Here is a 23,393-nt window from a genome sequence, read left to right as displayed (position 1 = left end):
CCTTTGGGGCTTAGCGTTCCAGGTAGGCGGGACCCGCATGGGTGATGGTTCCGGCGCCGAAGGTGATCAGCAGGTCCCCGGGCTTGGTGATGCTCTTCAGGAATTCCGGCAGGTCCTCCACCCTGGGGACCGAGTGGACTTCCCGCTGGCCATGGGCCCGCAGGCCCGCCACGACGCTCTCCCCGGAAAGGCCTGGAATGGGGGTTTCATTGGCGCCGTAGATGTTGGTGATGACCACCACATCGGCTTCGAAAAAAGCGCGGGAGAATTCCTCCAGCAGGGCCTGGGTGCGGGTGTACCGGTGCGGCTGGAACGCGGCGACGATGCGGCGCTCCGGGAACCCCTTCCGCGCGGCCTTGAGGGTGGCGGCGATTTCGGTGGGATGGTGGCCGTAGTCATCCACCACCAGGACGCCATCCTTCTCTCCTTTTCTCGTGAAGCGCCTTTCGGCGCCGTTGAAGGTGGCCAGGCTCGTGCGGATTTTCTCCCGGTCCACGCCCAATTCCAGCGCCACTCCGATGGCCGCGAGCGCATCGAGCACCATGTGGTGGCCCGGCACCTGGATGGAGAAATCGCCGATGGATTCACCGAAGGCGGTCACGGAAAAGGCGCTGACGAATCCATCCTGGCGGATGTCATGGGCCCTCAGGTCGACCTGGGGATTCGTGCCGTAGGTCCTCACCTGGCGTTTGAGCAAGGGCCGCACCTGGGCCACGTTCGGATCGTCCATGCAGGCGAAGACGGAGCCGTAGAAGGGCACCCTGTTGGCGAATTCCACGAAGGCGGCGCGGATCTCCTCGATGTCCTTGTAGTGGTCCAGATGTTCCCGGTCGATGTTGGTGATGACGGCCAGGGTGGGATTCAGCATCAAAAAGCTTCCGTCGCTTTCGTCCGCTTCGGCCACCAGGTAGTCGCCTTTCCCGAGCTTCGCGTTGGAGCCCAGGATCCCGAGCTTGCCGCCGATGACGATGGTGGGATCCAGGCCCGCCTGGCTCAGTACCTGGGCGATCATGCTGGTGGTGGTGGTCTTGCCGTGGGATCCGCCCACGGCGATGCCCCGCTTCAACCGCATGAGCTCCGCGAGCATCTCGCCTCTCGGGATCACCGGGACCTTGGCGGCCTGGGCTGCCAGAACCTCCGGGTTGTCCCCCCGCACGGCGCTGGAAATCACCACAACCTGCGCGCCCTCGATGTGTTTTGCCTCATGGCCGAGATGGACTTCGATGCCCAGGGAACGCAGGCGCTCGGTGGCGGGGCTTTCCTTCAGGTCCGTGCCCGAGACCTGGAAGCCCAGGTTCGCCAGGACTTCCGCGATGCCGGACATGCCGATGCCGCCAATGCCAACGAAATGAATATGCCGAATGGTGCCAAACAAACTGGGGGTTCCTTTCATCCAAACGTCTGATCAGGAGAACTTCTAGCATAGTCTTCACAGTCGACCCACACTTAGAAGGAAGTGGCACGGCTTTGGATGCTGCATTCCCGGATCCCAACCAACTTCAGGAGGTGCCCATGAACGGACCCAGAATCATCGCTTCCATCACAGCATTGGGCTGCCTGGCCACCGGCCTGTTGGGCCAGGACCGTGGCAGGTCCCAGGGCTCTTCACGCCAGATGACACCGACCCAGCGGGGGTCCTCGGATAGCCGCGGAGCGGATCAGAGAGGCCTGGGCACCGACCGTTCCATCGGAGCAACACCAGGGTCCCGCGGGTCGTCGCTTGCCGTGGCGCCGGACCGCAGATCCGCAGGGAACGCACCGGCCGTGCATGGAGTCCTGGCCAGCGGCGTCCACACCCGCGTTTATGGCCGGGAACAGCACTGGAACCCTTGCGTGTTCCTGCCCAATTCCGTGTTCTGGGGCCACCGGGACATCTTTGCAGAGATCCAGTTCATGTCCCGGCAGGGTTTCGTGGCCTGCACCCGCGTGGCGGACGACGCGCTCGAGGTCAGCGACTACGCCGACTTCCCCCAGGGCTGGAAAGGCTATGCCTTCGTGGTGCCCGCCAAAGGCACGCTGCATGTGAGCCTCAACCACACGAACCGCGGCTGGTTCCGTCTGGTCATGATGAACAAGTGGGGCGATCTGCAGGAGGGGATGCTGCAGAACCTGATCGCCACCGGGACCCCCGAAGTGACCTTCAAGAATCCCAAAGACGAAGCCCAGGCGGTCTACGTCGTCGCGGATGATCCGGGTTGGATGTCCTCCAAGGCCTATCCCTACCAGCTCATCGTCGAGCGTTCCTGGGATCCGGCCACCGTGGATCTAAAGGACGTGAAGGTTGCCCAGGGTGTATGGGGCAACCACCTGGACATGAGCGCCCAATTCCGCCGTCCCACCTGGGTGGGCTTCGGTTCTTCCACTCGGGGACGAGGCTGGTGGTGAACTCCCCGGCAATCTGAAAAACGGCACCCTCGGGTGCCGTTTTTTTTCTCAGGATTTCCAGGGGCAGGCATCCGTCACTTGCATCCTGAAGACCTGGGGCTCCAGTGTGAATTCCGCGCGATCACGGGCTTCGGCGGGTTCGCCGTCGAGATGCCAGGGCAGGCTGCGGTCCAGGCGGAGGGTCGCCCTGAGGAGGCGTCCCTCCTGGCGCAGGTGGGTGCGGCCGCCCTCGCGGAAAAGCGAGGGCAGCTGCGTCAGCAGGTCCAGGTTGCGGGGCTTGGCAAGGGTTGCCCACTGCAGGATTCCGTCGACAGGATCCGCGTGGGGCGCAATCCAGAATCCCGAGCCATATTGGGGCAGGTTGGCGATGCAGAGGCTCCAGGCGAAGTCCGGGAGCGGCGGCTCGGGGCCATTCCAGGCCGCCCGCAAGAGGTCGCTTCGCGATTTTGGGGGCGCCGTTTCAGGCTGAAGCGCATCCCAGCGCAGGCCGAAAGGCTCGAAGTTCCGCCACAATTTTATGGAACGCCTGGCATAACTCAGGAAACCCCGGTCGGTGCCGCCGTGGAAATCGTGGGCGATGGCCGCCTCGAACCCTGTCCCGCAGAGATTTAAAAAGGCTTCTCCGTCGATCCGGGGCAGGTCCATGCGCAATTCCCGGCCTTCGAGCAACCGCAGCACTGCGCCACTGGGCTCTAGGGGCGTCCGCAGGCCCCGCACCAGGCCGTTGCCGCTGCCCCCGGGAACCGCCGCCAGGGGCACCGGGCAGCCCGCGGCCGAGAGCGCGATGCCCGCGTGGTGGATCGTTCCATCGCCGCCCCACACCAGGAGCGGTCCGCCGGCGGCTCGGGCCTGTTCGATGTGGGGGGTGAAATCATAGGGGGGGCCGAAGGCGATGGGCTCGATCCGCGCGCGATGGCCGGGCGGAAGCCCTGCCAGGAGGGAGTCTGGATCTTTCCGGGAGGTCCCAGCGAGCGGGTTGTATAGCAAGGGGAGTTTCATTTCAATTCCCGGGCTTGTTGGATGGAATCGCCTCGTACATCCAGGCTGAAGCGGCGGCCCCCCAGCGCGGCTTCCTTATCGGGCTGGATGAAGTAGCGGAACTGTCCGTTTCCGGTGGATTGCCGGCGCACCTCGTGATGCTGGCTCTGCAGGAAGGATTGCTTCTGCTGGAGGCGCATCATGGTGGCGGAGCCATGCAGGGGATTCCAACTCCATGGCATTCGCGAGGCGTCCGGAAAAGCAGGGCAGGCGCCGGGCTCAAGATTCCAGATCCGTAAATATTTCTGAAGTTCTGCCAAGGCCAGGGGATCTTCCACGACCGTGCCGCCGCCTGGAACCGCAGCCTCCGGCATCCGGAAAGCCCTGGACTGCCCGGTGATCTGGCGTTCATAGCCGCTTTGCGCGAGAGCGCGGCCCAGAAAGCAGGCGGCGATCCAGGCGAGCGGCAGAAAGACGATCGCGGTGCCGCAGGATCCTAGCTGCCGGAAGATCTTCATCCCTGGATCCACCGCGGAGGTGCCAGGAATTCGATTTCCTTCCCGGTGGAGGGATGGTCCAGGACCAGCTTCCAGGCATGCAGTTCCAATTCCGGCGCTTCCTCCCCGCCATAGAGCCTATCGCCACGGACAGGCGCGCCGAGGCTCGCCAAGTGCACCCGGATCTGGTGTGTCCGGCCCGTGCGGGGCTCGGCGATGATCCAGTGTCCTGGGGGCAAATCTGCGCATTCCTCCTGCGTGGCGGGCCTGAAGGTCGTGAGGGCCTCCTTGGGTTCCATCAAGTCCCCTTCAACCCCAAAGCGCCCGGGCACGGCGTTCCGAAGGCGCCCGATGGGCCGATTGACGGTGCAGGCTTCAAGGGGTCTGGATACCCGAGCGAGGTAGGTCTTGCGCACGCCATGTTCCGTGAATTTCCGGGTCAGTTCCGCGTTGATGGAAGCGTCCTTTGAAAAGATCAGCAGGCCCGAAGTCCCCTGATCCAACCGGTGATGCAGAAACAATTTCAAATCCGGCCGTTGGGTTTTGATCAACGCCATCAAATCGTGCCGGTCCGAGGCCCAGGTGCCCTGGGTGGGTATGCCCGCGGGCTTGTTCACCACCAGGAGCCACTGGTCTTCAAACACCACCTGGATGTGCAGGGTCGGTACGGCTGGCAGATCAGGATCGAAAGCCACGCGGATCTCGATGCCTGCTTGGACCATTTTTCCGGCCACGCGGACGCGTTTGCGGTCCGCCTGCACGCCGCCCAGCTTCAGGGCTTCCCGGGCCGACCGCCGCGAAAGGCCCGTGCGCTTGGCCACGAGCTGGTCCAGCCGGAGACCCGTGTCATCTGTGCCCGATATAAAAGTCCATTTCTGAAGCGCCATTCATCCAGGTTACGGGAAGGGCTGACAAAACGCTCAAGAAGCGAGGTATTCCGGCGTAGACTCGACCGCGTGAGCGACGCAGCCTCAAGATTCACCCTGCTCCGGCAGGTGGTCGGCCCCCAGGGCGCTCAGGCCGCCGAAGCCATCGAGCGCCTCGTGCGGGAAGGCGAGGACAGGGACCTCATCCGCGTGAACGCCTACGAATTCGCCGCCCGCTCTGGCCTTGATGAAGGCCAGTGCGTGGACGCCTTCGTCCACGCCTCCCACCTCGGCCTCTTTGAACTTTCCTGGGATCTGCTTTGCCCGGGCTGCGGCGGTGTGCTGGAGGCTGCGCACAGTCTTAAGTCCGTGGACAAGGCCACCTACTACTGCTCCCTGTGCGCCGGAGGCTATGAGCCCACTCTGGACGAGATGGTGGAGGTGAGCTTCACCGTGAGCCCCGGCGTCCGCCGGATTGCCGCCCACGATCCCCATTCGCTGCCCATGTGGGACTACTACCGCCAGATTTTTTGGGGCTCGGGCATCCGCTTTCCTGAGGGCCCCGCCTTCAAGGACCTGCTGGCCTCGCTGACCCTCGATGCCGATGAGATCCCGGCCCGGGGGAAGTGCATCCTGAATGTCCAGCTCCCGGCGGAATTCATCATCGTGTTCGATGGCGTCACCCACTCGGCGATGTTCCTCGATGTCCAGGGCGAGCCCACCCGCGAACGCCAGGATCTGACCATGGTGTTCAACGAAGCCAGCGCTCCTACGGGCACCCTGCAGCTGCGGCCAGGCCCCCTGCGCCTCACGCTGGAGAATCAGACGGACCACCGCGTGCTGCCCGGGATCTTCATCGCCAACGACCAGCTCCACGAGCTGATGGGCCACCGCCGCCGCTTCCTCACCGCGAAGGACCTGCTGACCCGCCAGACTTTCCGGGATCTCTACCGGGCCGACACGCTGGACATCAACCAGCGCCTCAAGATCACGAGCCTGACCTTCCTCTTCACGGACCTGAAGGGCTCCACAGAACTCTACGAACGGGTGGGCGACCTGGTGGCCTACGACCTGGTCCGCGCGCATTTCCGGGTGCTGCACGAGGTGGTCGGTTCGGAATCCGGCTCCGTGGTGAAGACCATCGGCGACGCGGTGATGGCCACCTTCCCCACGCCGGAACGGGGTCTCCAGGCGGCGCTCCGCATGCGGGAAGCCATGGGCCTGCTCAACGAGCCCGTGGACCGGGAAGACCTCTTGTTGAAGATCGGCCTTCATGAAGGTCCCTGCCTGGCGGTGACCCTCAACGAACGGCTGGACTATTTCGGGCAGACCGTGAACATCGCCGCCCGGGTGCAGGGCCTCGCCCAGTCGAACACCATCTTCACCACCGAGCCCGTGGTGTCCAATCCGGGTGTGGCCCGGCTCCTGGCTGGCCGCGGCATCCAGGCCATGCCCCAGCAGGCCTCGCTGCGCGGCATCCGGGAGGCCCTCACGGTCTACGAGATCCCCTGAGGACAGATTCTTCAAGCAGCCACGAGAAGGTTTGGAAGAGAACGAAGGCCACGAAGCACATCGGTCTGATCAAGCGTCGGGCGCTCATTTAGCACCTAGCCTCCGCTCCCCTCCGCCTCTCCGCGACCCTCCGCGTGGTTCTTTTCTGACTTAAAAATTTAAAGTTGACCAAAAAAGTAGGCTTTGTATGCTGGTGGGACCTTCAAGGAGACCCGCATGCCCCAGCGCCCCAATCGCGTCGATCACATTTACGACCTGGTGGGCTGCACGCCGGTGGTGCGCCTGAACCGTGTCGTGCCAAAGGGTTCAGCCAGGGTCTTCGTCAAGCTGGAGAGCGCCAATCCAGGTGGCAGCGTGAAGGACCGCATCGCCTTGAACATGATCCGCGAGGCCGAGGGCCAAGGCGCGCTGAAACCCGGCATGAAGATCCTGGAAGCCACCAGCGGCAACACCGGCATCGGCCTGGCTTTCATCGCCGCGGCCAAGGGCTATCCGATTCTTCTCGTGATGCCCGACACCATGACGCTGGAACGCCGCGCGCTGCTCAAGGCCTACGGCGCGCAGATCGTGCTGACGCCCGGGGCGGGCGGCATGAAAGCGGCTGTGGAGAAGGCCGAGGAGATCGCCGCGGGCGATTCGAGCTATTTCCTGGTGCGCCAGTTCGACAACCCCGCGAACCCGGACGTGCACCGCAAGACCACGGCCCTCGAAATTCTGGAACAAGTGCCTGAACTGGATGCCTTCGTGGCGGGCGTGGGCACCGGCGGCACCGTGACCGGCGTGGGCGAGGTGCTGGCGCAACGCAAGCCTGGAACGCTCGTGGTGGCGGTGGAACCCGAAACCTCGCCGCTGCTGAGCAAGGGCACGACGGGTCCCAACAAAATCCAGGGCATCGGTCCGAATTTCGTTCCGGGCATCTTGAATCGCGAGGCCTTCCAGCGGGTGGAAGATGTGAGCTACGAGGATGCAGTCGCCATGGCCCGCCGCCTGACCCGCGAAGAAGCCCTGTTCTCGGGCATCTCCACCGGCGCCATCGTCCACGCGGCGCTCAAGGTCGCCGCCGAGCTGGGGGAAGGGAAAACGGTTGTCGCGGTGCTCTGCGACACCGGCGAACGCTACCTCAGCCATCCTTTGTATGCCGAAGCCGATGGGCCGGTGGATGGGCTTTGACGGTGGCGATCCGCGCGATCCGTGGCCGACTGTTTTCCGGAATGAACCGCTAGACTTAAGTCCATGGGTGAAGATCTAGTCCGAAACCGCAAAGCCTTCCACGACTACCACATCGAGGATACGTGGGAGGCGGGGCTTGTCCTGGTGGGCACGGAGGTCAAGGCTCTGCGCGGAGGCCACGGCCAGCTGCAGGATGCCTATGTGGACGCGCAGGACGGTGAACTGTGGCTCAAGCAGGCGAACATCTCGCCCTACAAATTCGGCACCGATTCCAACCATGACCCGCTGCGGCCCCGCAAGCTGCTGCTGAACCGCGCGGAAATCGCCAAGATCCTGTCCCGCTCGGTCCGCAAGGGCTTCACGATCATCCCCTTGGCCATCTACCTGAACGAGAAGAACATCATCAAGGTGAAGATCGCCCTGGCCAGCGGCAAGACCCAGGGCGACAAGCGGGAGGCGCTGAAAGCGCGCGAAAGCAAGCGTGAAATGGACCGCGTGCGCAAGGGCGACCACCAATGATCCGTGAAACTGGGCTGTGCGCCGGTTTATAGGCTTTGGAAACATCCGATTCACGCGGTACAATCAACGGTTTACGTGATTGGAAGCCCTCATGCTCGACCAAATCCTGAAAATGATCATCGGCTCGAAGAACGACCGCGAGCTCAAACGCCTCTGGGCCAGGGTCCAGGAAATCAATGTCCTGGAACCAGGCATCAAGGCGCTTTCGGATGACGAGCTGAAAGCCAAGACGCCGTACCTCAAGGAGAAGCTGGCGGCGGGGTCCACGGTGGACGAGATCCTGCCGGAAGCCTTTGCGGTTTGCCGCGAGGCGTCGAGGCGCGTCTTGAAGATGCGGCATTTCGACGTGCAGCTCATCGGCGGCATGGTGCTCCACGAGGGCAAGGTGGCCGAGATGCGCACCGGCGAAGGCAAGACGCTCACCGCCACGCTGGCGCTCTATCTCAATGCGCTGACGGGCCACGGCGCGCACTTGGTGACGGTGAACGACTACCTCGCCCGCCGCGACGCGGAATGGATGGGCCGCCTGTATAGCTGGCTGGGCCTGAGCGTGGGCGTCATCCAGCACGGATTGACCGACGACCAGCGCCGTGAGGCTTATGGGTCCGACATCACCTACGCCACCAACAACGAGCTGGGCTTCGACTATCTGCGCGACAACATGAAATGGGACCTCGCCGATTTCACCCAGCGCGGTTTCCCCTACGCCATCGTCGACGAGGTGGATTCCATCCTGATCGATGAGGCCCGGACGCCGCTGATCATCGCGGGCTCGAGCGAAGAGGACACGTCCAAATACTTCGTCATCGACGCCCTGGTGCCGAAACTCGTGAAGGATTCGGATTACAAGGTGGACGAGAAGGACCGCCAGGTGATGCTCACGGACGACGGCATCCGCCACGCGGAAGCCCTGCTGGGCGTGCCGAACCTCTATGATCCGAGCGCCATCGAGACCCTGCACGGCCTCAGCCAGGCCCTGCTGGCGCACAACCTCTACAAGCTGGATGTGGACTACATGGTCAAGCCCAAGGAGGACGGGAAAGGCCTCGAAGTGGTCATCGTGGACGAGTTCACGGGCCGCATGATGCCCGGCCGCCGCTGGTCCAACGGGCTGCACCAGGCCATCGAGGCGAAGGAAGGCGTCGAAGTCAACGCCGAGAACCAGACCTTCGCCACGGTCACCTTCCAGAATTTCTTCCGCATGTACAAGAAGCTCGCGGGCATGACCGGCACCGCCGAGACCGAGGCCGCGGAACTGCACCAGACCTACAAGCTGGAAGTGGTGGTCGTGCCCACCAACCAGCCCATGATCCGGTCCGACTACCAGGATGTCATCTACGCCTCCGCCAAGGGAAAGTCCGCGGCCATCGTGGAGGAAATCAAACGGCTCAATGCCATCGGGCAGCCCATCCTCGTGGGCACCGCCAGCATCGAGAGCAGCGAGGCCGTGAGCGAATTGCTGAAGGCCGCGAAGCTCCGCCACGTGGTCCTCAACGCCAAGCACCATGAAAAGGAAGCCGAGATCATCGCCCAGGCCGGCCGCAAAGGTTCGGTCACCATCGCCACCAACATGGCGGGCCGCGGCACCGACATCCTGCTGGGCGGCAATCCCGAAGGCCTGGCCAAGCTGGAGGCCAAGAAGCGCGGCATCGAATTCTATGACCTCGACGGCAAGGAGACGCCCGAATTCAGCGCCCTCGTGGAAGAACTCGCCACCCAGACCGAAGCCGAGAAGCAAGAGGTCATCTCCCTGGGCGGCCTGCACATCCTGGGCACCGAGCGCCACGAGAGCCGCCGCATCGACAACCAGCTCCGCGGCCGCGCCGGCCGTCAGGGCGATCCGGGCTCCAGCCGCTTCTTCCTGTCGCTGGACGACGACCTGATGCGCATCTTCGGCGGCGACAAGATGAAGAGCCTCATGGCGACGCTGGGCGCCAGCGACGACGAGCCCATCGAAGCGGGCATGGTCAGCCGGGCCATCGAAAAGAGCCAGAAGCGCGTGGAGACCCAGAACTTCGAGATCCGCAAGCATCTGCTCGAATACGACGACGTGATGAACAAGCAGAGGATCTTCTTCTACAACCTGCGCACCGAGATCCTGAAGGGCAACACCAAGGAGTACATGCTGCGCATCTCCGGGGAGATCGCCGAAGGGCTCTGCAACGACTACCTGCAGGACAAGGGCGAGCGTGACACCGAAGCCTTCAAGGAGCGGGTGGAGCAGCTCTTTGCGCTAAGGGGGGAGGAGATCGGCAACATCGCGGCGATGCCCATGGCCCAGTCCATCGACGCCCTGGCGGAACTGGTCCAGAAGGTCTACCTGGAGAAGGACGAGCGCCTCGGCGGCGAGGGCATGCGCTCCTATGAGCGCTGGTCGATCCTGCAGATCATCGACTCCGCCTGGAAACGGCACCTGCTGGTCATGGACCACTTGAAGGAGGCCATCAGCTTCCGCGGCTACGCCCAGCGCGATCCCCTGGTGGAGTACAAGAAGGAGAGCTACGAGTACTTCGAGCAGATGCGCTTTGGCTACGAGGACGAAATCGTTTCCTACCTGTTCCGCGTGGAGCCGCAGCCTTCCTACGTTCCCGACGACGATTTCTTCCGCGAGCCGGAAGTGATCGAAATGGGCCCCGACGAGCAAGGCACCCTGGTGACCACCTCGAACGGCAAGGATGGCGAAGGCGTCCAGCGCGTCATGCGCTTCAATGTCGGCGGTGTCGACGATGAATAAGGCGGATCTGGCTCCGCATCCATGAAACTGATCCTGCCGGACCGCCATCTGCAGCCCTCCAAGCGGCTGCTGTTGGGAGTGGCGGTCTTCGCCGCCCTGAGCACCGCGCTGCTGTGGCCCGCGGCGCACCGCTGGGCTCTCCTGGTCTGGGCGCTCTGGATCCCGGTCCTGCTCTTCGCCCTGCGCTATGTGTCCGGCTCCTGGATCCGCATCAGCGCGGCGCGCGGGCTCAGCTACAACCTGAAGACACCCCTCGGCACCCGCCTGGGGTCCATCCAATTGGACTCCGCCTCCATCGCCGAACTGCGGTTGGAATCGAGCGTAGGGTCCAGGCTCATGGGGCTCTGGAGCTTGAAGGTCATCTGCCGCGATGGGACCGTCCATCCGCCCTTCCATTTTTTCCTCGGAATGGACCGGATCGCCGAGGATCTGCATGGCTACCTGCAACAGGGGTGAGGGCGCGGAGTGAAGAAAGGTTCCGGGCCCCACTCTCCAGCCTTGGTACCTCAGATCCCGCACCTGCGTTAGCCTTGATCCATGGAACTCCTCATCGTGACGGGTCTTTCGGGCGCCGGCCGCCGGGCAGTGCTGGGCGCGCTGGAAGACGCAGGTTGCACGGCCCTGGACAATGTCCCCGCGCCGCTCATCGAGCAATTGATCGAGATCGAGGCGCGGGTGAACCCTGGCCTAGGCAGGCTGGCGGTGGGCATGGACAGCCGGCATCTGGAATTCCCATCGGAAGTAGGTGAGCTCATCAGCCGACTTCGGGCGCGGGGCACGGCCCCGCAACTCCTCTTCCTCGAAGCCACCGACGACGTGCTCCTGTGCCGCTTCTCCGAGACCCGCAGGCCCCACCCCATGGCCGGGGAGGGCAGCGTGGCCGAAGGCATCGCCCGGGAACGCAAGCTCCTGGAGCCCGTGAGGGCGCAGGCCACCCTGATCCTGGATTCCAGCCGCCTCACCCTGAGCCAGTTGAGGGCCCGGCTCAAGGAAATGCTGCCCGACCTGCCGGAGCATGGGACATCGCTCCGGCTCCTCAGCTTCGGGTACAAATTCGGCCTGCCTGCCGAGGCCGACGTGGTGCTCGATGCCCGCTTCCTGCCCAACCCCTACTATCGCCCCGACCTGCGGCCGCTGACGGGCAAGGACGACGCTGTGCGCGACTACCTGTTGGGTAACGAAGGCTTCACGGGATTCCTTTCCCGGGTGGAGGACTGGATCCGCTGGTGCTGGCCCCAGGTGGAGGCCGAGGGCCGCGCCTACTTCAACGTGGCCATCGGCTGCACCGGCGGCCAACACCGCAGCGTGGCGTTGGCGGAAATGCTCGCGCAGCGTCTGGAGAATCTCACGCCCCGCCTGCTCGTGCAGCACCGGGAGCTGCGGGACCCAAAGGCCGGGCTGGACCGGTAGACGGAAGGGGGCCCGCGAGCGGGCCCCCTTCCATAATGCCATCCGGGTTCCTACTTCGCCGCTGGGGTGGCTTCCACGAAGATGGTGGGGATCCCGCCGAATTCGCTCAACATGCCATGGATGGTGACGGTGGTCCCCATCTTCTCAGCGTATTCCTTGGCGAAGCCGAGCTGCCCGTCGCGGCGCGGGTGGTGCTGCTCGGCCACCAACATGTAGACCTTGTTCTCCTTGGTGACGATGCCCACGGGAGCGCCGTTGGTGACGCACTTGGCGCCGCAGGCCTTGTGCCCATCGCCGCGCTTGCCGAGCTGGATGTAGCAGGACAGATCCACCACCTCGCCGGTGACGGCCATGGCCTTGCCGTTTTTCAGCACTGCCTTGTTGGCCTCGGTGGCCGCGGCTTCCAGGGTGGTGGCGGACCAGGCCGGTTTCGGCGCTTCCGCGGTTTGCGGGAGCACCGCGAGGGCGGTCATGGCGAGGGCAGAAACAATGGAAAGCATAGGTGGTTCCTCCAGGAAGCCTTCATTGTACCGCCGTGAGAAGCCGTCTCACTCAACAGCCTCGTTGAACCGGATCCCGCGCTTCTGCAGCTCGGCCAGCACGAAATCCTTGGCACCCGGTTCGCGACCCACAAACTCCGGCGGCGAAATGCCTTTGCGGGTATAGCCGCCCGAGGCCACCAGCCGCGCCACGGCGGTGCAGGTGTAACCCGTGGTGCGGGCCATGGAGGTGGTGCCGGTGGCCCGGTCGTAGCGGTCCAGCATGTCGAAGGTGTGGGTCACTTTTCGGCCGTTCTTCTCGCCTTCGACGATGACCCGCAGGATGGTGAAATCCTCGTCGCCTTCCTTCATCTGCCACATGGGGAACAGCAGCTTGGTGGTGAGATCCAGCGGCGCGACTTTGACGCCACCCACATCGATGGGCTCCTTGCCAAAAAAGCCGACCTCGCGCAGCATTCGCATCTTCTCGATGTGGCCTGGGTAGCGCAGGGTCTTCTCGATCTTGAAGGGTGCGTCGATGGTGTGCAGCAGGGTGCGAAGCCCATCGGTGTTGAACGCTTCCAGGGTGCCGATGCCTGGGAATTCGATGAGTTCCGGCTCCGAGAGAGCCGGCATCACGACTTCTTTCCCATGGGCCACGTAGCGCGAGGGCCGGGTATATTCCTCGATGACATCGATGGGGGAGAACCCAGCCTGGTACTCGAAGGGCCAGCTCCGCACCGCAGGCAGCCCGCCCACCAGCGTCACGAAGCGGTCCACGCGGTCGAGCTGCGTGGCCATGTGGCCCAGCAGGATGTTGCCGCAGCCCGGCGCCACACCGCAGTCCATCACCGCCACGCGGCCTTGTTGCGTCGCCAAGCCATCCAGCAGGAAGGGGTCCTCGGGAAAGAAGCTGATGTCCACGATGTCCTTGCCTGCTTCCAGCACGGCCTTGACTGTCTCGAAGCCCATGAAGCCAGGAACGGCGCCGATGACGAGATCCGCCCCCTCGACGGCCTCAGCGACCCCCGCGGGAGTGGACAGATCGGCCTTGCGCGTGCCCAGCCCTTGGAGGCGCGAAAGAGCCGCGTCGGAAACATCCGCCACGGTCACTTGGAAATCCGGAGCGAGGTCCCGGGCCATGGTTGCGCCCACGCGGCCCGCGCCGAGAACGATGATGTGTTGGGTGGGCATGGGGGCACCGGGGGGTGGGGGAGATGGGGGTTGAGAGTTGAAGAGTTAAAAAGTTGAAGAGTTAGTTGAAAAGTTGAAAAGTTGAAGAGTTGAAGAGTTGATGCGTTGGGAGGGTGGGGAAGTCGAGTTCAGGGATTTGGTTGGCTCACTTGGTTATTGGTTCCACCTTGAGCCGGAGAGCGTGGAGCATTCGGGCGATCGCCATGCATTCCAGGATGAGCGATTCGGCGTCATGTGGTGTGATATAGTCCAAATCCCGGGCGATCAGGATGATGCATTCTACTTCCGTGAGTGACGCCTCGGCCATATTGAGAAAGTGGGCATAGTCTCTGTTCGTCCGGCGCTTCGATCCTTCGGCGATATTGCAAGGGATCGAAACCGCGGCTCGTCGGAGCTGGGATGTCAGCCCGAAACGTTCATCCGAAGGAAAATTCGATGCAGTGGTCTTGTAGACCTTCAGGACCAGCGCCTGGGAGCGTTGCCATACCTTCAGCTCAGTGAATCGCTGCACAACATCCCTTCCACTTTCAACACCCCATCAATTCAACTCTTCGACTCCTCGACTCTTCAACTTTTCGACTTTTCGACTTTTCGACTTTTCGACTTTTCAACTCTTCAACTCCTCACCCCTCGGCCCCCGCGTCGCGAAATACACCGGCACTCCCGTGGCCACGATCAGCAGCCCCGGCCACGTGAAGGCGGGTTTGTAGATCAGCAGGGCGGCCATGATGGCGAGGGCGCCGATCAGGTAGAGCACCGGAAGCAGCGGATAGGCGAAGACCTTGACTGGGCGCTGAAGGCCCGGTTCGCGCACGCGCAGGATGATGACGCCCAGCACCGTGAGCACGTAGAAAAGCAGCGCTGCGAAGACTACGTAATCCAGCAATTGGCCGTAGGTTCCAGAAAGGGTCAGCAGGCTCGCCCACACCGCCTGGATGGCCAGGCTGAAGGCCGGCACGCCGCTCTTGTTCAAGGTTCCGGCCTTCTTCAGGAACACCCCATCCATCGCCATGGTGTGGTAGACCCGCGCGCCGCTGAGCACCAGTCCGTTGGTGCAGCCGAACATGGACCAGAGGATCGCGCCCGCCATGATGCCTTCCCCTGCCGGTCCGAGAATCGCTTTCAAGGCGGCGCTGCCCACGCGATCGTTGGGCGCCATGGCGATGCCCTGGGGACCCAGCACCTTGAGGTAGATCACGTTGGCCAGGATGTAGAGGCCGCATACCAGTGAAGTGCCGATCAGGAGCGAGAACGGAATGGTGCGTTTGGGCTCCTTCACCTCGCCGGCGATGAAGGTGATGGAATTCCACGCATCGGCGCTGAACAAGGAACCGGTCTGCACCACCAGCAGGGCCACGAGAAAGGGCAGGGCGGTAGCCCCATCCGCGAGCGCGATGGGTGCCGAGCTGACCACTGCAGCGGGCTTCAGCACCAGCCCGAGGATGATCAGCGCCGCGAGGCTGCCGATCTTGGCCACGGTGAACAGGTTCTGGATGCGTGCGCCCAGCTTCACGCCGTAGGCGTTCACGAAGCTCAGCATCAGGATGATGAGGATGCCCGAGAGCCGCGCGCTGGTGAGGCCCACGTTGTAGGGGCCGACGATGATGGTTTCCGTCACTTTCCATGGACCCGATGGGAAATGCGGGCCGATCCAGGCCGTGTCATTCACGAAGGGAAGAAAAGTGCCCAGGTATTTTCCGAACCCCACAGCCACGGCGGCGATGGTGCCGCACTCGATGACCGCGAAAAAAGTCCAGCCGTAGAGGAATCCCGTCATGGGCCCGTAGATCTCCCGCAAGTAGGTGTACTGGCCGCCCGCTTCGGGGAACATGCCCGCCAGCTCGCCGTAGCTCAGGGCGCCGAAGACCGTCAGCACCCCGGTAAGCACCCAGGCCCACACCAGGAAGGAACCCGTTCCGCCGGTGCGGATCATGTCCCCCGCGACGATGAACACGCCGCTGCCGATCATGGAACCCGCAACCAGCATGATGGCGTCGAACAGGCCGATGGAGCGGCGGAAGCCGGATGCAGCAGACATGGATACCCCGGGAATCAAGTCGTGAGGGTTGAGGGTTGATGGGCGAAGTGGTGAGGTGGAGAGAGTTTAATTTAAACCGGATTGCCCTTGAACCTCACCCAGGAATCGCTTGGCGCTGATACGCGAAAGGGCGATGAATCGACAATCGCGAAAAACAAGTGGCTGAGCTTGCTTGTCGATCAGGAATTCAATATCGGATGCTGCTTCGCCGCCCAAAAATAGACCGGCACCCCCAGCAACACGAGCACTAGCCCAGGCCCCGGGGCCCCGTCCGCGACTGAGCGGAGCGAAGAGCGGGAGGACAGGACTCCCGTGTATCACACGCAATGCGTGCTCCCGCTCGTTTCACTTGCGGACACGGGAACCCTTGTCCTGTCCGATATGGGGGTGGTCAGGTGGCCGTTGACCGGATTCCGACTTATAGTGGGAGCGCCAGAAATACACGGGCACCCCCAGCAACACGAGCACTAGCCCAGGCCACGTGAAGCCAGGCTTGAAGCGGAGCAGGAAGACCAGGATGCCTCCGGCGCCAAGGAGGTAGATCATGGGCACGGCGGGATAGCCCCAGGTTCGGTAGGGGCGCGCCAGATCAGGCTTCTTGATGCGCAGCACCACCACGCCTGCGACGACCGACACGACTGCCAGCAGCTGCGCGAAGGTGCAGTATTCGACAAGTTGTTCGAAGGTGCCCGTGAGCGTGAGGATGCAGGCCCAGATGGTCTGCAGCCACAGGGCCCAGGCGGGGACGCCGAACCGGTTGAGCTTTCCGGCGCCGCCGATGAACAGTCCGTCTTCGCCCATGGCCTGGTAGACGCGGGCAGTGGTGAAAGAGGCGCCGTTCACGAAACCGAACATGGAGACCATGATGGCCCCGGCCATGAGCGAGCCGCCGAGCGGCCCGAAGACCGCGCCCAGGGCCGCGGCGCCCACGCGGTCTTCCGTGGCGGTGGCGATGCCGGTAGGGCCCAGCAGTCGCAGGTAGGCCAGGTTCGCCAGCAGGTAGAGGCCGATGACGAGGGTGGGCCCCGCGAGCAGGGCGAGGGGCAGCGTGCGCTTCGGATTCCTGATCTCCGATCCGACATTGCCGATGTAGTGCCATCCGTCGCAGGAGAAGAAGCTCCCCGCCTGCGCCACCACCAGCGCCGCCAGCAGCGTCACGGGCGCGATGTCCATCGGAGGCACGTAGGGGCCGGCCACGGGCAGGATCTTCGGCGCCAGCAGGAGGCCGGAGAGGATGAGGGCGGCCATGGCACCCAGTTTCGCCACCGAGAATAGATTCTGCGTCCAGGCCCCGAGTTTCACGCCGTAGGTATTCACCAGGGCGATCACGAAGATCACGGCAATGCCCACCGCCCGCGCCGTCGTGAGGCCGAATTCATAGGGCCCCAGGGCGATGCCCGGCATGGCCTGCCAAGCCTTGATGTGCCACGGACCCATCAGCCATCGGGCATCGTTGACGGCCGGAAAAAAGGATCCCATGTAGCGGCCGCTGCCCACCGCCACGGCAGCGATGGAGCCGCATTCGATCACCAGGAAGCAGGCCCAACCGTAGAGGAAGCCAGCCATGGGGCCGTAGATTTCCCTCAGGTAGACGTACATCCCGCCGGCCTTTGGCATCATGCCGGTGAGTTCGCCGTAGCTGAGGGTCGCGCAAAGGGTCAACGCGCCCGTGATGCACCAGGTCAGCAGGAGCATTGGCCCGGTATGCACCTGCCGCACGATGTCGGCGCTCACGATGAATATGCCCGATCCGATCATGGAGCCGGAGATGATCATCGTGGCCGAAAAGAAGCCGATATCGCGGCGGTAGCCGGATGGTTCTGCCATGGATGCCCCGGAAGTGTGGTTCAAGCATGCCTGCAACCTCCGGGCTTTGGAACGCGGCCCGGGGAATGAGTAGAATCATCTTCAATTCAACCTGCCGGAGCAGTCATGCGTTCCAGATCCATCTGGCCATTCTTCGGAATCCTCCTCGCGCTGCTGGGCCATCTCGCCTGCGTGCCCGCCCAGACGCAGAACGCCATCACGGGCAAGCGGCAGTTCGTGTCCCTGACGCCGGAGGAGGAAGTGAAACTCGGGCGGGAAGCCATGCCCGAAATGGTTAAGCAGGGCGGCGGACTGGATCCGGACCCGCGGTTGCAGACCATTGTGAAGGCCGTGGGGGACAAGGTCGTGGCCAACAGCGCGGCCAGGATGAGTGGCTATCCTTTCGAGTTCCGCCTGTTGGCGGACAGGAAGGTGGCCAATGCCTTCGCCCTTCCCGGGGGGCAGGTCTGCATCACCCGGGCCTTGGTGGACCGTCTGGACAATGAAGCCCAGCTCGCTGGCGTCCTGGGCCATGAGATCGGCCATGTGGTGGGGCGGCACAGCGCCGAGCATCTGACCGAGGCCATGGGAATCAACGTGCTGGTGGGCATCATCGGCGTGGTGGCCAGCGATCCGAATGATCCCGACAAAGGCAAGCGCGCCGCCGGCATTGCGGCCCTGGGCGGCAATCTGGCGAACCTGAAGTTCACCCGGGACGACGAATCCCAGGCGGACGTGCTCGGGGTCCGATTCATGTCGGAGGCAGGTTACAACCCCCACGCCCTGGTGGGCGTCATGCAGATCCTGAAATCCCTGGGCGGGGGCGGCGTGGAGTGGTTCCAAAGCCATCCGAACCCGGAAAACCGCGAAGAAAAATTGCGCGGTGAGATCTCCCGGCGATATCCCACTGGAATGCCGGCGGCCCTGACCCTGGGCACCAGCTTGAAGAAACGATAAGAAGATCCAACCGAACACCGCAAGGAGACTCCATGCCTACCCCCGTGAAACCCATCCCCGAGGGCTACCACTCGGTCACGCCCTACCTGATCGTCCGCGGCGCAGCCAAGGCACTGGAATTCTATAAACAGGCCTTTGGCGCGGTCGAACTATTCCGGATGGAAGCGCCTGACGGCCGCATCGGCCACGCCGAAATCCGCATCGGGGACTCGCCCATCATGCTGGCGGACGAGCACCCGGACATGGGTGCAAAAAGCCCGGAAACCTGGGGTGGATCGCCCGTGAGCCTGATGCTCTATGTTGAAGACGTGGACCGGGTTTTCGCCCGGGCTGTAGAGGCGGGAGCGACGGTGGAGCGGCCCTTGGCGGACCAATTCTACGGCGACCGCACCGGGGGGCTGAAGGACCCCTTCGGGCATGTCTGGTATGTGGCCACCCACATCGAGGATGTGCCGCCAGAAGAACTGGATCGCCGGGCGAAAGCCCAGCAGCCCTGAGCTTAATTCGGCGGTTGGCCACAGCCCCGCGGGGGCGGATCAGCCGGCGGAATTGCGTTTCCTGATGATTCCCCAATCTCAGCCGAGGAAACGTGCCCGCGAAGGGCCGCGAAGCTGCTGCGCTCTGGCGAAGGGCCGCGAAAAGTGATTCAACCCGGTATCGCTTCGCGGGGGCGCGCAGCGCCCGTGGGCCCCTGGGCCCGCGAATTCAGGCGGCCCGGCGCGGATCACACCTTGGTGCGAGCCCGTCGCCGGGCCGCCTGAATTCCATCCGCGAAGCTGGCCCATGATGAGTCCCTTGGTTGCCAAAGCGCTGGTGTGGCAAAGGAGATTTCGCGGCCCTTCCTTCACCTTTTCTCAGCATCGGCCAAGCTAATACCCGTGGCATGGCCGCTATTCGCGGCCCTTCGCGGGATGCTTTTTCCGGCTGAGGCTCGTGGGTAATCAGGTCGCGTTTTTATGCCAATTCTACGCGGCCCCTACTTCGCCTGCGAGGGTGCGGATGAACCGCTCAATCCTCCAAGAATCATGAATGATCCAGGCTTGATGCAGGGATTGCCGCTGGGGTTCATCGGCAGGAAGTTGTGCCAAAGGGTACAACTCGCGGATGCGGGCGGGATCCTTGGATGGGTCCGTGGCCGCGGGGACTAACCTTGCTCTTTGAGGTACTGAGATGGGCCTGCGAACACCCGCCCGCATCCAGGCCGGGGCCATAGGCCCGGTGGCCCGAGTCCCGGGGTTCCAGAAGAGCCTTCTGGGCCTCCTTGCCTCAGGCCTTGCCCTCGCGCTGTCGGGAGCCGCCTGCGACCGGTCGGGCCAAAGCGCGTACCAGCCCGGGCTCGGTCCGAAGCATCCGCAACCGGCTGCCGAATACGTGGTCGGCATCCATCCCCTGCATAACCCGCAGCGGTTGATGGAGAGGTACGGACCGATCGTCGACTACATGAACAGCCACATGCCAGAAGCCCGTTTCAAACTGGAGGCTTCGCGCAACTACGAAGAGTTCGAGAAGAAGCTCTATGCGGGATATTTTTCCTTCGCCATGCCCAATCCATACCAGACGGTCCTGTCACTCAAGCATGGGTACCGCGTCTTCGGCAAGATGGGGGAGGACGAGGTGTTCCGCGGCATCATCCTGGTGCGCAAGGACAGCGGCATCCGCGAGGTCCGGGACCTCAAAGGCAAATCGGTGTGCTATCCGGCCGCGACCGCCCTGGCGGCGACCATGCAGCCGCAGTACTACCTCCATACCCACGGCCTGGATATCAACCGCGATATCGAGAACCGGTACGTCGGCTCCCAGGAGTCCTCGATCATGGATGTGTACCTCGGCCATGTGGCGGCTGGGGCCACCTGGCCCGTGCCTTGGAAGATCTTCCGCCAGGAGCATCCAGAAATGGCCGCCCAACTCCTCGTGAAATGGGAAACCGAACCCTTGAAGAACAATGCCTGGGTCGCGCGGCTGGATGTTCCAGCGCCCGTGGCCGACCAATTCGCCCGCCTGCTGTTCGGATTGCATGGAACCGCCCAGGGCAAGGCCATGCTGGACCGCCTGCCCATCTCGCGTTTTGAACCGGCAACCGATGAAACCTACCGGCCGGTGCGGGAATTCCTGAAGAAGTTTTCCGATACGGTCCGTCAGATCGAGCACTGAGCCCGGTGAGCCCAATGAATCCAATCCGCCACTTGCTTGATCGATTGGCCCGGGGATGGGGCCGATCCATCCGGCGCCAGCTCGTGTGGTCCTTCTCCCTGGTTTCCCTGGCCACCATCCTGGGGAGCGGTTATCTGCTTTATTCCTATCAAAGGAATTTCCTCTACGCCCAGGGCACCGAGAACGCGTTTGACCTGGCGCGGACGCTCTCCTTCAGCAGCACCTCCTGGGTATTGGCGGACGATATCGCGGGATTGCAGGAGGTGTTGAAAGGCGCCTCGCACGCCATCGACCTGAAGTTTGCCGTTGTGCTTTCACCACAGGGCGAAGCGCTGGCGTCCACAAAGCCCGAACAGGTCGGCCAGTTTTTCAGCGATGCGGTCAGCCAGCGCCTGCTGGCGCAACAACCTGAGCCCCAAATACTGCTCGATGAATCCAACCTGATCGATGTGGCCGTGCCGATCAAGGCTGGCAACCACCTGATCGGCTGGGTGCGGGTCGAACTGACGAGGGACACGGCGAATGCCAATTTGCGCGGGAATGCTTCGGCTGGAGTCGGCATCGCGATTCTCCTGCTGCTGATCATCACAGCCATGGCCACCTGGCTGGCGCGGAGGTTCACCAATGGGTTGAACCGCCTGGCGGCGGTCGCTGACGATGCGGAACGTGGACACTCCTTCCAGCGGATGGATCTCGGGCGCGCCGATGAAATCGGAGTGCTCGCCCGCCATCTGTACCGGACGCTGGACGGGATCGAGGAGGAGAAAAAGGCCAAGGCCGAAGGCGAGGCGCGCTTCCGCCGCCTTGAGAAGGCCATGCCGGTGCCCCTGGCCTTCGTAGCGAGAAGTGGAGAGATCCAGTACATCAACGACCGGTTCGAGCAGGTGTTCGGTTACACGCTGGAGGATCTGCCGTCCATCCAAACTTGGTGGCGGCTGGCATATCCGGACGAAGGCTATCGCCAGGGCCTCATGGAGGCCTGGAATACCGCGGTTCAGGCCGCCGTCGAGGCGGGGAACGACATCCCGCCGCTCGAGTGCAGGGTGGCTTGCAAGAACGGGGATGTCCGCACCATGGAAATCTCGGGCGTGCTGCTGGGAGAGGATCTGCTGGCGGCTTTCACCGATCTCACCGTCCGCAAGCAGGCGGAGGAAGCGCTGCGTTCGGCGTCGCTCTATGCCCGCCGCCTGATCGAAGCCAGCCTGGATCCGCTGGTGACCATCGGCCGCGACGGCCGGATCACCGATGTGAATGCCGCCACCGAAATCGTGACCGGCCGGTCCAGGGAGGAACTGGTCGGAACCGATTTCGCCGACTATTTCACCGAGCCGGAAAAGGCCAGGGCCGGCTACCAGCAGGTGTTCAGCGAAGGGGCGGTCAGGGATTATCCCTTGGAGGTGCGCCACCGGGACGGACGCGCCACGCCGGTGCTCTACAACGCCTCGGTGTACCGCGATGAAGCCGGAGCCGTGGCGGGCGTGTTCGCCGCCGCCCGGGACGTCGCGAAGCTGAAGGAGGCGCAGGAACAGCTCAACCGGACCGTGGTGGAACTCCAGCGCTCGAACAGGGAGCTGGAACAATTCGCCTACGTGGCCTCCCACGACCTCCAGGAGCCCTTGAGGTCGATCGCGAGCTTCACCCAGCTCCTGGAAAGGCGGTATGGCGAGCGCCTGGACCAGGACGGCCGGGAGTTCATCCAGTTCGCCGTGGACGGCGCCACGCGGATGCAGAAGATGATCAACGATCTGCTGACCTTCTCGCGGGTGGGCACCCGCGGAAGTCCGTTCGAGCCGGTGGACACGAGCGCCATTCTGGATGAAACGCTGCGGAACCTCCGGGTCGCCATCGAGGAAAGCGGCGCCAAGATCGCCAGGGGCGGGCTGCCGGTGGTCCGGGCGGACGGCAGGCAGCTAGCGGAGCTATTCCAGAACCTCATCGGGAACGCCATCAAATTCCGCAGCGGGAGGCCGCCCGAGATCGCCGTGGCGGCGGCCCGCCAGGGATCCGAGTGGGCCTTCTCCGTGTCGGACAACGGAATCGGGATGGACTCCCAGTTCTTCGACCGCATCTTCATCGTGTTCCAGAAGCTGCACGGGCGCGAGGAGTATCCCGGTTCAGGAATAGGGCTCGCCATCTGCAAGAAGATCGTCGAGCGGCACGGAGGAAAGATCTGGGTGGATTCGGAACTCGGGAAAGGATCCACGTTCCATTTCACGATTCCCGACCATGGAGGGCCCATGCAATGACTTCGGACAACGGCAAACCCATCGAGATCCTGCTCGTGGAGGACAATCCTGGCGATGTGCGCCTGACCCGGGAGGCGCTGAAGGAAGGGAAAGTCAGGAATGTCCTGTCGGTGGTCCAGGACGGCGTGGAAGCTTTGGCCTTCCTGAAGCGCCAGGGCGCCTATGCCAAGGCGGCGCGTCCCGATCTCATCCTGCTGGACCTGAACCTGCCCAAGATAGACGGCCAGGAAGTGCTCGCCGAGATCAAGGAGAGCCCCGCCCTCAGGGCCATCCCGGTGGTCATCCTCACCACGAGCAGCGCCGAGCAGGACATCCTGCGGACCTACAACCTGCACGCCAATTGCTACATCACCAAGCCATTGGACATGGACCAATTCATCTCGGTTGTAAAATCGATCGAGGACTTCTGGCTGACGGTGGTGAAACTTCCCCCGGATGCCCACCGCTGACC

At 63.5% G+C, this 23,393-nt stretch carries 21 protein-coding genes; 12 read left to right on the top strand and 9 right to left on the bottom strand.

The genetic code is table 11. The annotated features are described in order from the left end of the window. Positions 1-10: 10 nt before the first annotated feature. The gene (locus IPQ13_02640; GenBank protein MBL0209801.1) at positions 11-1,375 is read right to left on the bottom strand and encodes a UDP-N-acetylmuramate--L-alanine ligase; all 1,365 of its coding nucleotides are present in this window, start codon (positions 1,373-1,375) and stop codon (positions 11-13) included. Positions 1,376-1,512: 137 nt separating this feature from the next. Between IPQ13_02640 and IPQ13_02635 the strand changes: the two genes are divergently transcribed. Next, positions 1,513-2,385, top strand: a complete 873-nt coding sequence (locus IPQ13_02635) for a hypothetical protein (GenBank protein ID MBL0209800.1) — start codon at positions 1,513-1,515, stop codon at positions 2,383-2,385. Between the two features lie 48 nt (positions 2,386-2,433). Here IPQ13_02635 and IPQ13_02630 read toward each other — a convergent pair whose 3' ends face one another. The 3 genes from IPQ13_02630 to IPQ13_02620 are packed head-to-tail and all read right to left on the bottom strand — an operon-like array spanning position 2,434 to position 4,747. After that, positions 2,434-3,384 carry a hypothetical protein gene (locus tag IPQ13_02630; protein ID MBL0209799.1) on the bottom strand — a complete coding sequence of 317 codons (951 nt, stop codon included), beginning with the start codon at positions 3,382-3,384 and terminating at the stop codon, positions 2,434-2,436. After that, positions 3,381-3,881, bottom strand: a complete 501-nt coding sequence (locus IPQ13_02625) for a hypothetical protein (GenBank protein MBL0209798.1) — start codon at positions 3,879-3,881, stop codon at positions 3,381-3,383. The genes IPQ13_02630 and IPQ13_02625 overlap by 4 nt, the downstream gene beginning before the upstream one ends. Next, complete coding sequence (locus IPQ13_02620; GenBank protein MBL0209797.1) at positions 3,878-4,747, bottom strand: RluA family pseudouridine synthase; 870 nt, start codon at positions 4,745-4,747, stop codon at positions 3,878-3,880. The genes IPQ13_02625 and IPQ13_02620 overlap by 4 nt, the downstream gene beginning before the upstream one ends. 69 nt (positions 4,748-4,816) lie before the next feature. On the opposite strand from IPQ13_02620, the gene IPQ13_02615 reads away from it, so the two are divergent. The 6 genes from IPQ13_02615 (at position 4,817) to rapZ (ending at position 12,071) form a co-directional block, all read left to right on the top strand. Further along, the gene (locus IPQ13_02615; protein ID MBL0209796.1) at positions 4,817-6,238 is read left to right on the top strand and encodes an adenylate/guanylate cyclase domain-containing protein; all 1,422 of its coding nucleotides are present in this window, start codon (positions 4,817-4,819) and stop codon (positions 6,236-6,238) included. Between the two features lie 216 nt (positions 6,239-6,454). Then, a complete protein-coding gene (gene cysK / locus IPQ13_02610; GenBank protein ID MBL0209795.1) occupies positions 6,455-7,408 on the top strand; it encodes a cysteine synthase A in 954 nt (317 codons plus the stop codon). A gap of 63 nt (positions 7,409-7,471) precedes the next feature. Further along, positions 7,472-7,927: an SsrA-binding protein SmpB gene (smpB, locus tag IPQ13_02605; protein ID MBL0209794.1), complete on the top strand. Its 456-nt coding sequence runs from the start codon at positions 7,472-7,474 to the stop codon at positions 7,925-7,927. Between the two features lie 91 nt (positions 7,928-8,018). After that, positions 8,019-10,661: a preprotein translocase subunit SecA gene (secA, locus tag IPQ13_02600; protein ID MBL0209793.1), complete on the top strand. Its 2,643-nt coding sequence runs from the start codon at positions 8,019-8,021 to the stop codon at positions 10,659-10,661. 21 nt (positions 10,662-10,682) lie between these two features. Next, the gene (locus IPQ13_02595; protein ID MBL0209792.1) at positions 10,683-11,117 is read left to right on the top strand and encodes a hypothetical protein; all 435 of its coding nucleotides are present in this window, start codon (positions 10,683-10,685) and stop codon (positions 11,115-11,117) included. Between the two features lie 81 nt (positions 11,118-11,198). Next, the gene (gene rapZ / locus IPQ13_02590; protein ID MBL0209791.1) at positions 11,199-12,071 is read left to right on the top strand and encodes an RNase adapter RapZ; all 873 of its coding nucleotides are present in this window, start codon (positions 11,199-11,201) and stop codon (positions 12,069-12,071) included. 50 nt (positions 12,072-12,121) lie between these two features. Here rapZ and IPQ13_02585 read toward each other — a convergent pair whose 3' ends face one another. The 5 genes from IPQ13_02585 to IPQ13_02565 form a co-directional block, all read right to left on the bottom strand. Beyond that, positions 12,122-12,571: a hypothetical protein gene (locus IPQ13_02585; protein ID MBL0209790.1), complete on the bottom strand. Its 450-nt coding sequence runs from the start codon at positions 12,569-12,571 to the stop codon at positions 12,122-12,124. A gap of 48 nt (positions 12,572-12,619) precedes the next feature. After that, complete coding sequence (locus IPQ13_02580) at positions 12,620-13,744, bottom strand: saccharopine dehydrogenase NADP-binding domain-containing protein (GenBank protein ID MBL0209789.1); 1,125 nt, start codon at positions 13,742-13,744, stop codon at positions 12,620-12,622. A gap of 145 nt (positions 13,745-13,889) precedes the next feature. Beyond that, complete coding sequence (locus IPQ13_02575; protein MBL0209788.1) at positions 13,890-14,255, bottom strand: four helix bundle protein; 366 nt, start codon at positions 14,253-14,255, stop codon at positions 13,890-13,892. 96 nt (positions 14,256-14,351) lie between these two features. After that, positions 14,352-15,782, bottom strand: coding sequence for an amino acid permease (locus tag IPQ13_02570; protein MBL0209787.1), 1,431 nt, complete (start codon positions 15,780-15,782; stop codon positions 14,352-14,354). 345 nt (positions 15,783-16,127) lie between these two features. Next, complete coding sequence (locus IPQ13_02565; GenBank protein ID MBL0209786.1) at positions 16,128-17,609, bottom strand: APC family permease; 1,482 nt, start codon at positions 17,607-17,609, stop codon at positions 16,128-16,130. Positions 17,610-17,714: 105 nt separating this feature from the next. Here IPQ13_02565 and IPQ13_02560 point away from each other — a divergent pair, with 105 nt between their 5' ends. From IPQ13_02560 to IPQ13_02540, 5 genes are all read left to right on the top strand, one after another. Next, entirely contained in the window at positions 17,715-18,545 is an 831-nt protein-coding gene (locus IPQ13_02560; protein ID MBL0209785.1) for a M48 family metalloprotease, read from the top strand. 32 nt (positions 18,546-18,577) lie between these two features. Continuing rightward, entirely contained in the window at positions 18,578-19,042 is a 465-nt protein-coding gene (locus IPQ13_02555; protein MBL0209784.1) for a VOC family protein, read from the top strand. 673 nt (positions 19,043-19,715) lie between these two features. Then, positions 19,716-20,696 (top strand): phosphate/phosphite/phosphonate ABC transporter substrate-binding protein, encoded by a 981-nt coding sequence (locus IPQ13_02550; protein MBL0209783.1) that lies wholly within the window; start codon positions 19,716-19,718, stop codon positions 20,694-20,696. Between the two features lie 14 nt (positions 20,697-20,710). After that, a complete protein-coding gene (locus tag IPQ13_02545) occupies positions 20,711-22,942 on the top strand; it encodes a PAS domain S-box protein (protein ID MBL0209782.1) in 2,232 nt (743 codons plus the stop codon). After that, positions 22,939-23,391 carry a response regulator gene (locus tag IPQ13_02540; protein ID MBL0209781.1) on the top strand — a complete coding sequence of 151 codons (453 nt, stop codon included), beginning with the start codon at positions 22,939-22,941 and terminating at the stop codon, positions 23,389-23,391. The genes IPQ13_02545 and IPQ13_02540 overlap by 4 nt, the downstream gene beginning before the upstream one ends. Positions 23,392-23,393: the final 2 nt, after the last annotated feature.

Source organism: Holophagaceae bacterium (genome assembly GCA_016720465.1).
Classification (GTDB): domain Bacteria; phylum Acidobacteriota; class Holophagae; order Holophagales; family Holophagaceae; genus JANXPB01.
The sequence above is the reverse complement of the archived record's forward strand: the minus strand, read 5'-3'. Positions and strand labels throughout refer to the sequence as shown.

Bases quoted from the DNA above. Each gene is read 5' to 3' on its own strand.
- IPQ13_02625 (MBL0209798.1), bottom strand. From the start codon at position 3,881: ATGAAGATCTTCCGGCAGCTAGGATCCTGCGGCACCGCGATCGTCTTT.
- IPQ13_02635 (MBL0209800.1), top strand. From the start codon at position 1,513: ATGAACGGACCCAGAATCATCGCTTCCATCACAGCATTGGGCTGCCTG.
- IPQ13_02555 (MBL0209784.1), top strand. From the start codon at position 18,578: ATGCCTACCCCCGTGAAACCCATCCCCGAGGGCTACCACTCGGTCACG.
- IPQ13_02560 (MBL0209785.1), top strand. From the start codon at position 17,715: ATGCGTTCCAGATCCATCTGGCCATTCTTCGGAATCCTCCTCGCGCTG.
- IPQ13_02540 (MBL0209781.1), top strand. From the start codon at position 22,939: ATGACTTCGGACAACGGCAAACCCATCGAGATCCTGCTCGTGGAGGAC.
- IPQ13_02580 (MBL0209789.1), bottom strand. From the start codon at position 13,744: ATGCCCACCCAACACATCATCGTTCTCGGCGCGGGCCGCGTGGGCGCA.
- IPQ13_02630 (MBL0209799.1), bottom strand. From the start codon at position 3,384: ATGAAACTCCCCTTGCTATACAACCCGCTCGCTGGGACCTCCCGGAAA.
- cysK (MBL0209795.1), top strand. From the start codon at position 6,455: ATGCCCCAGCGCCCCAATCGCGTCGATCACATTTACGACCTGGTGGGC.
- secA (MBL0209793.1), top strand. From the start codon at position 8,019: ATGCTCGACCAAATCCTGAAAATGATCATCGGCTCGAAGAACGACCGC.
- IPQ13_02595 (MBL0209792.1), top strand. From the start codon at position 10,683: ATGAAACTGATCCTGCCGGACCGCCATCTGCAGCCCTCCAAGCGGCTG.
- rapZ (MBL0209791.1), top strand. From the start codon at position 11,199: ATGGAACTCCTCATCGTGACGGGTCTTTCGGGCGCCGGCCGCCGGGCA.
- IPQ13_02585 (MBL0209790.1), bottom strand. From the start codon at position 12,571: ATGCTTTCCATTGTTTCTGCCCTCGCCATGACCGCCCTCGCGGTGCTC.
- IPQ13_02570 (MBL0209787.1), bottom strand. From the start codon at position 15,782: ATGTCTGCTGCATCCGGCTTCCGCCGCTCCATCGGCCTGTTCGACGCC.
- IPQ13_02565 (MBL0209786.1), bottom strand. From the start codon at position 17,609: ATGGCAGAACCATCCGGCTACCGCCGCGATATCGGCTTCTTTTCGGCC.
- smpB (MBL0209794.1), top strand. From the start codon at position 7,472: ATGGGTGAAGATCTAGTCCGAAACCGCAAAGCCTTCCACGACTACCAC.
- IPQ13_02550 (MBL0209783.1), top strand. From the start codon at position 19,716: ATGGGCCTGCGAACACCCGCCCGCATCCAGGCCGGGGCCATAGGCCCG.
- IPQ13_02620 (MBL0209797.1), bottom strand. From the start codon at position 4,747: ATGGCGCTTCAGAAATGGACTTTTATATCGGGCACAGATGACACGGGT.
- IPQ13_02545 (MBL0209782.1), top strand. From the start codon at position 20,711: ATGAATCCAATCCGCCACTTGCTTGATCGATTGGCCCGGGGATGGGGC.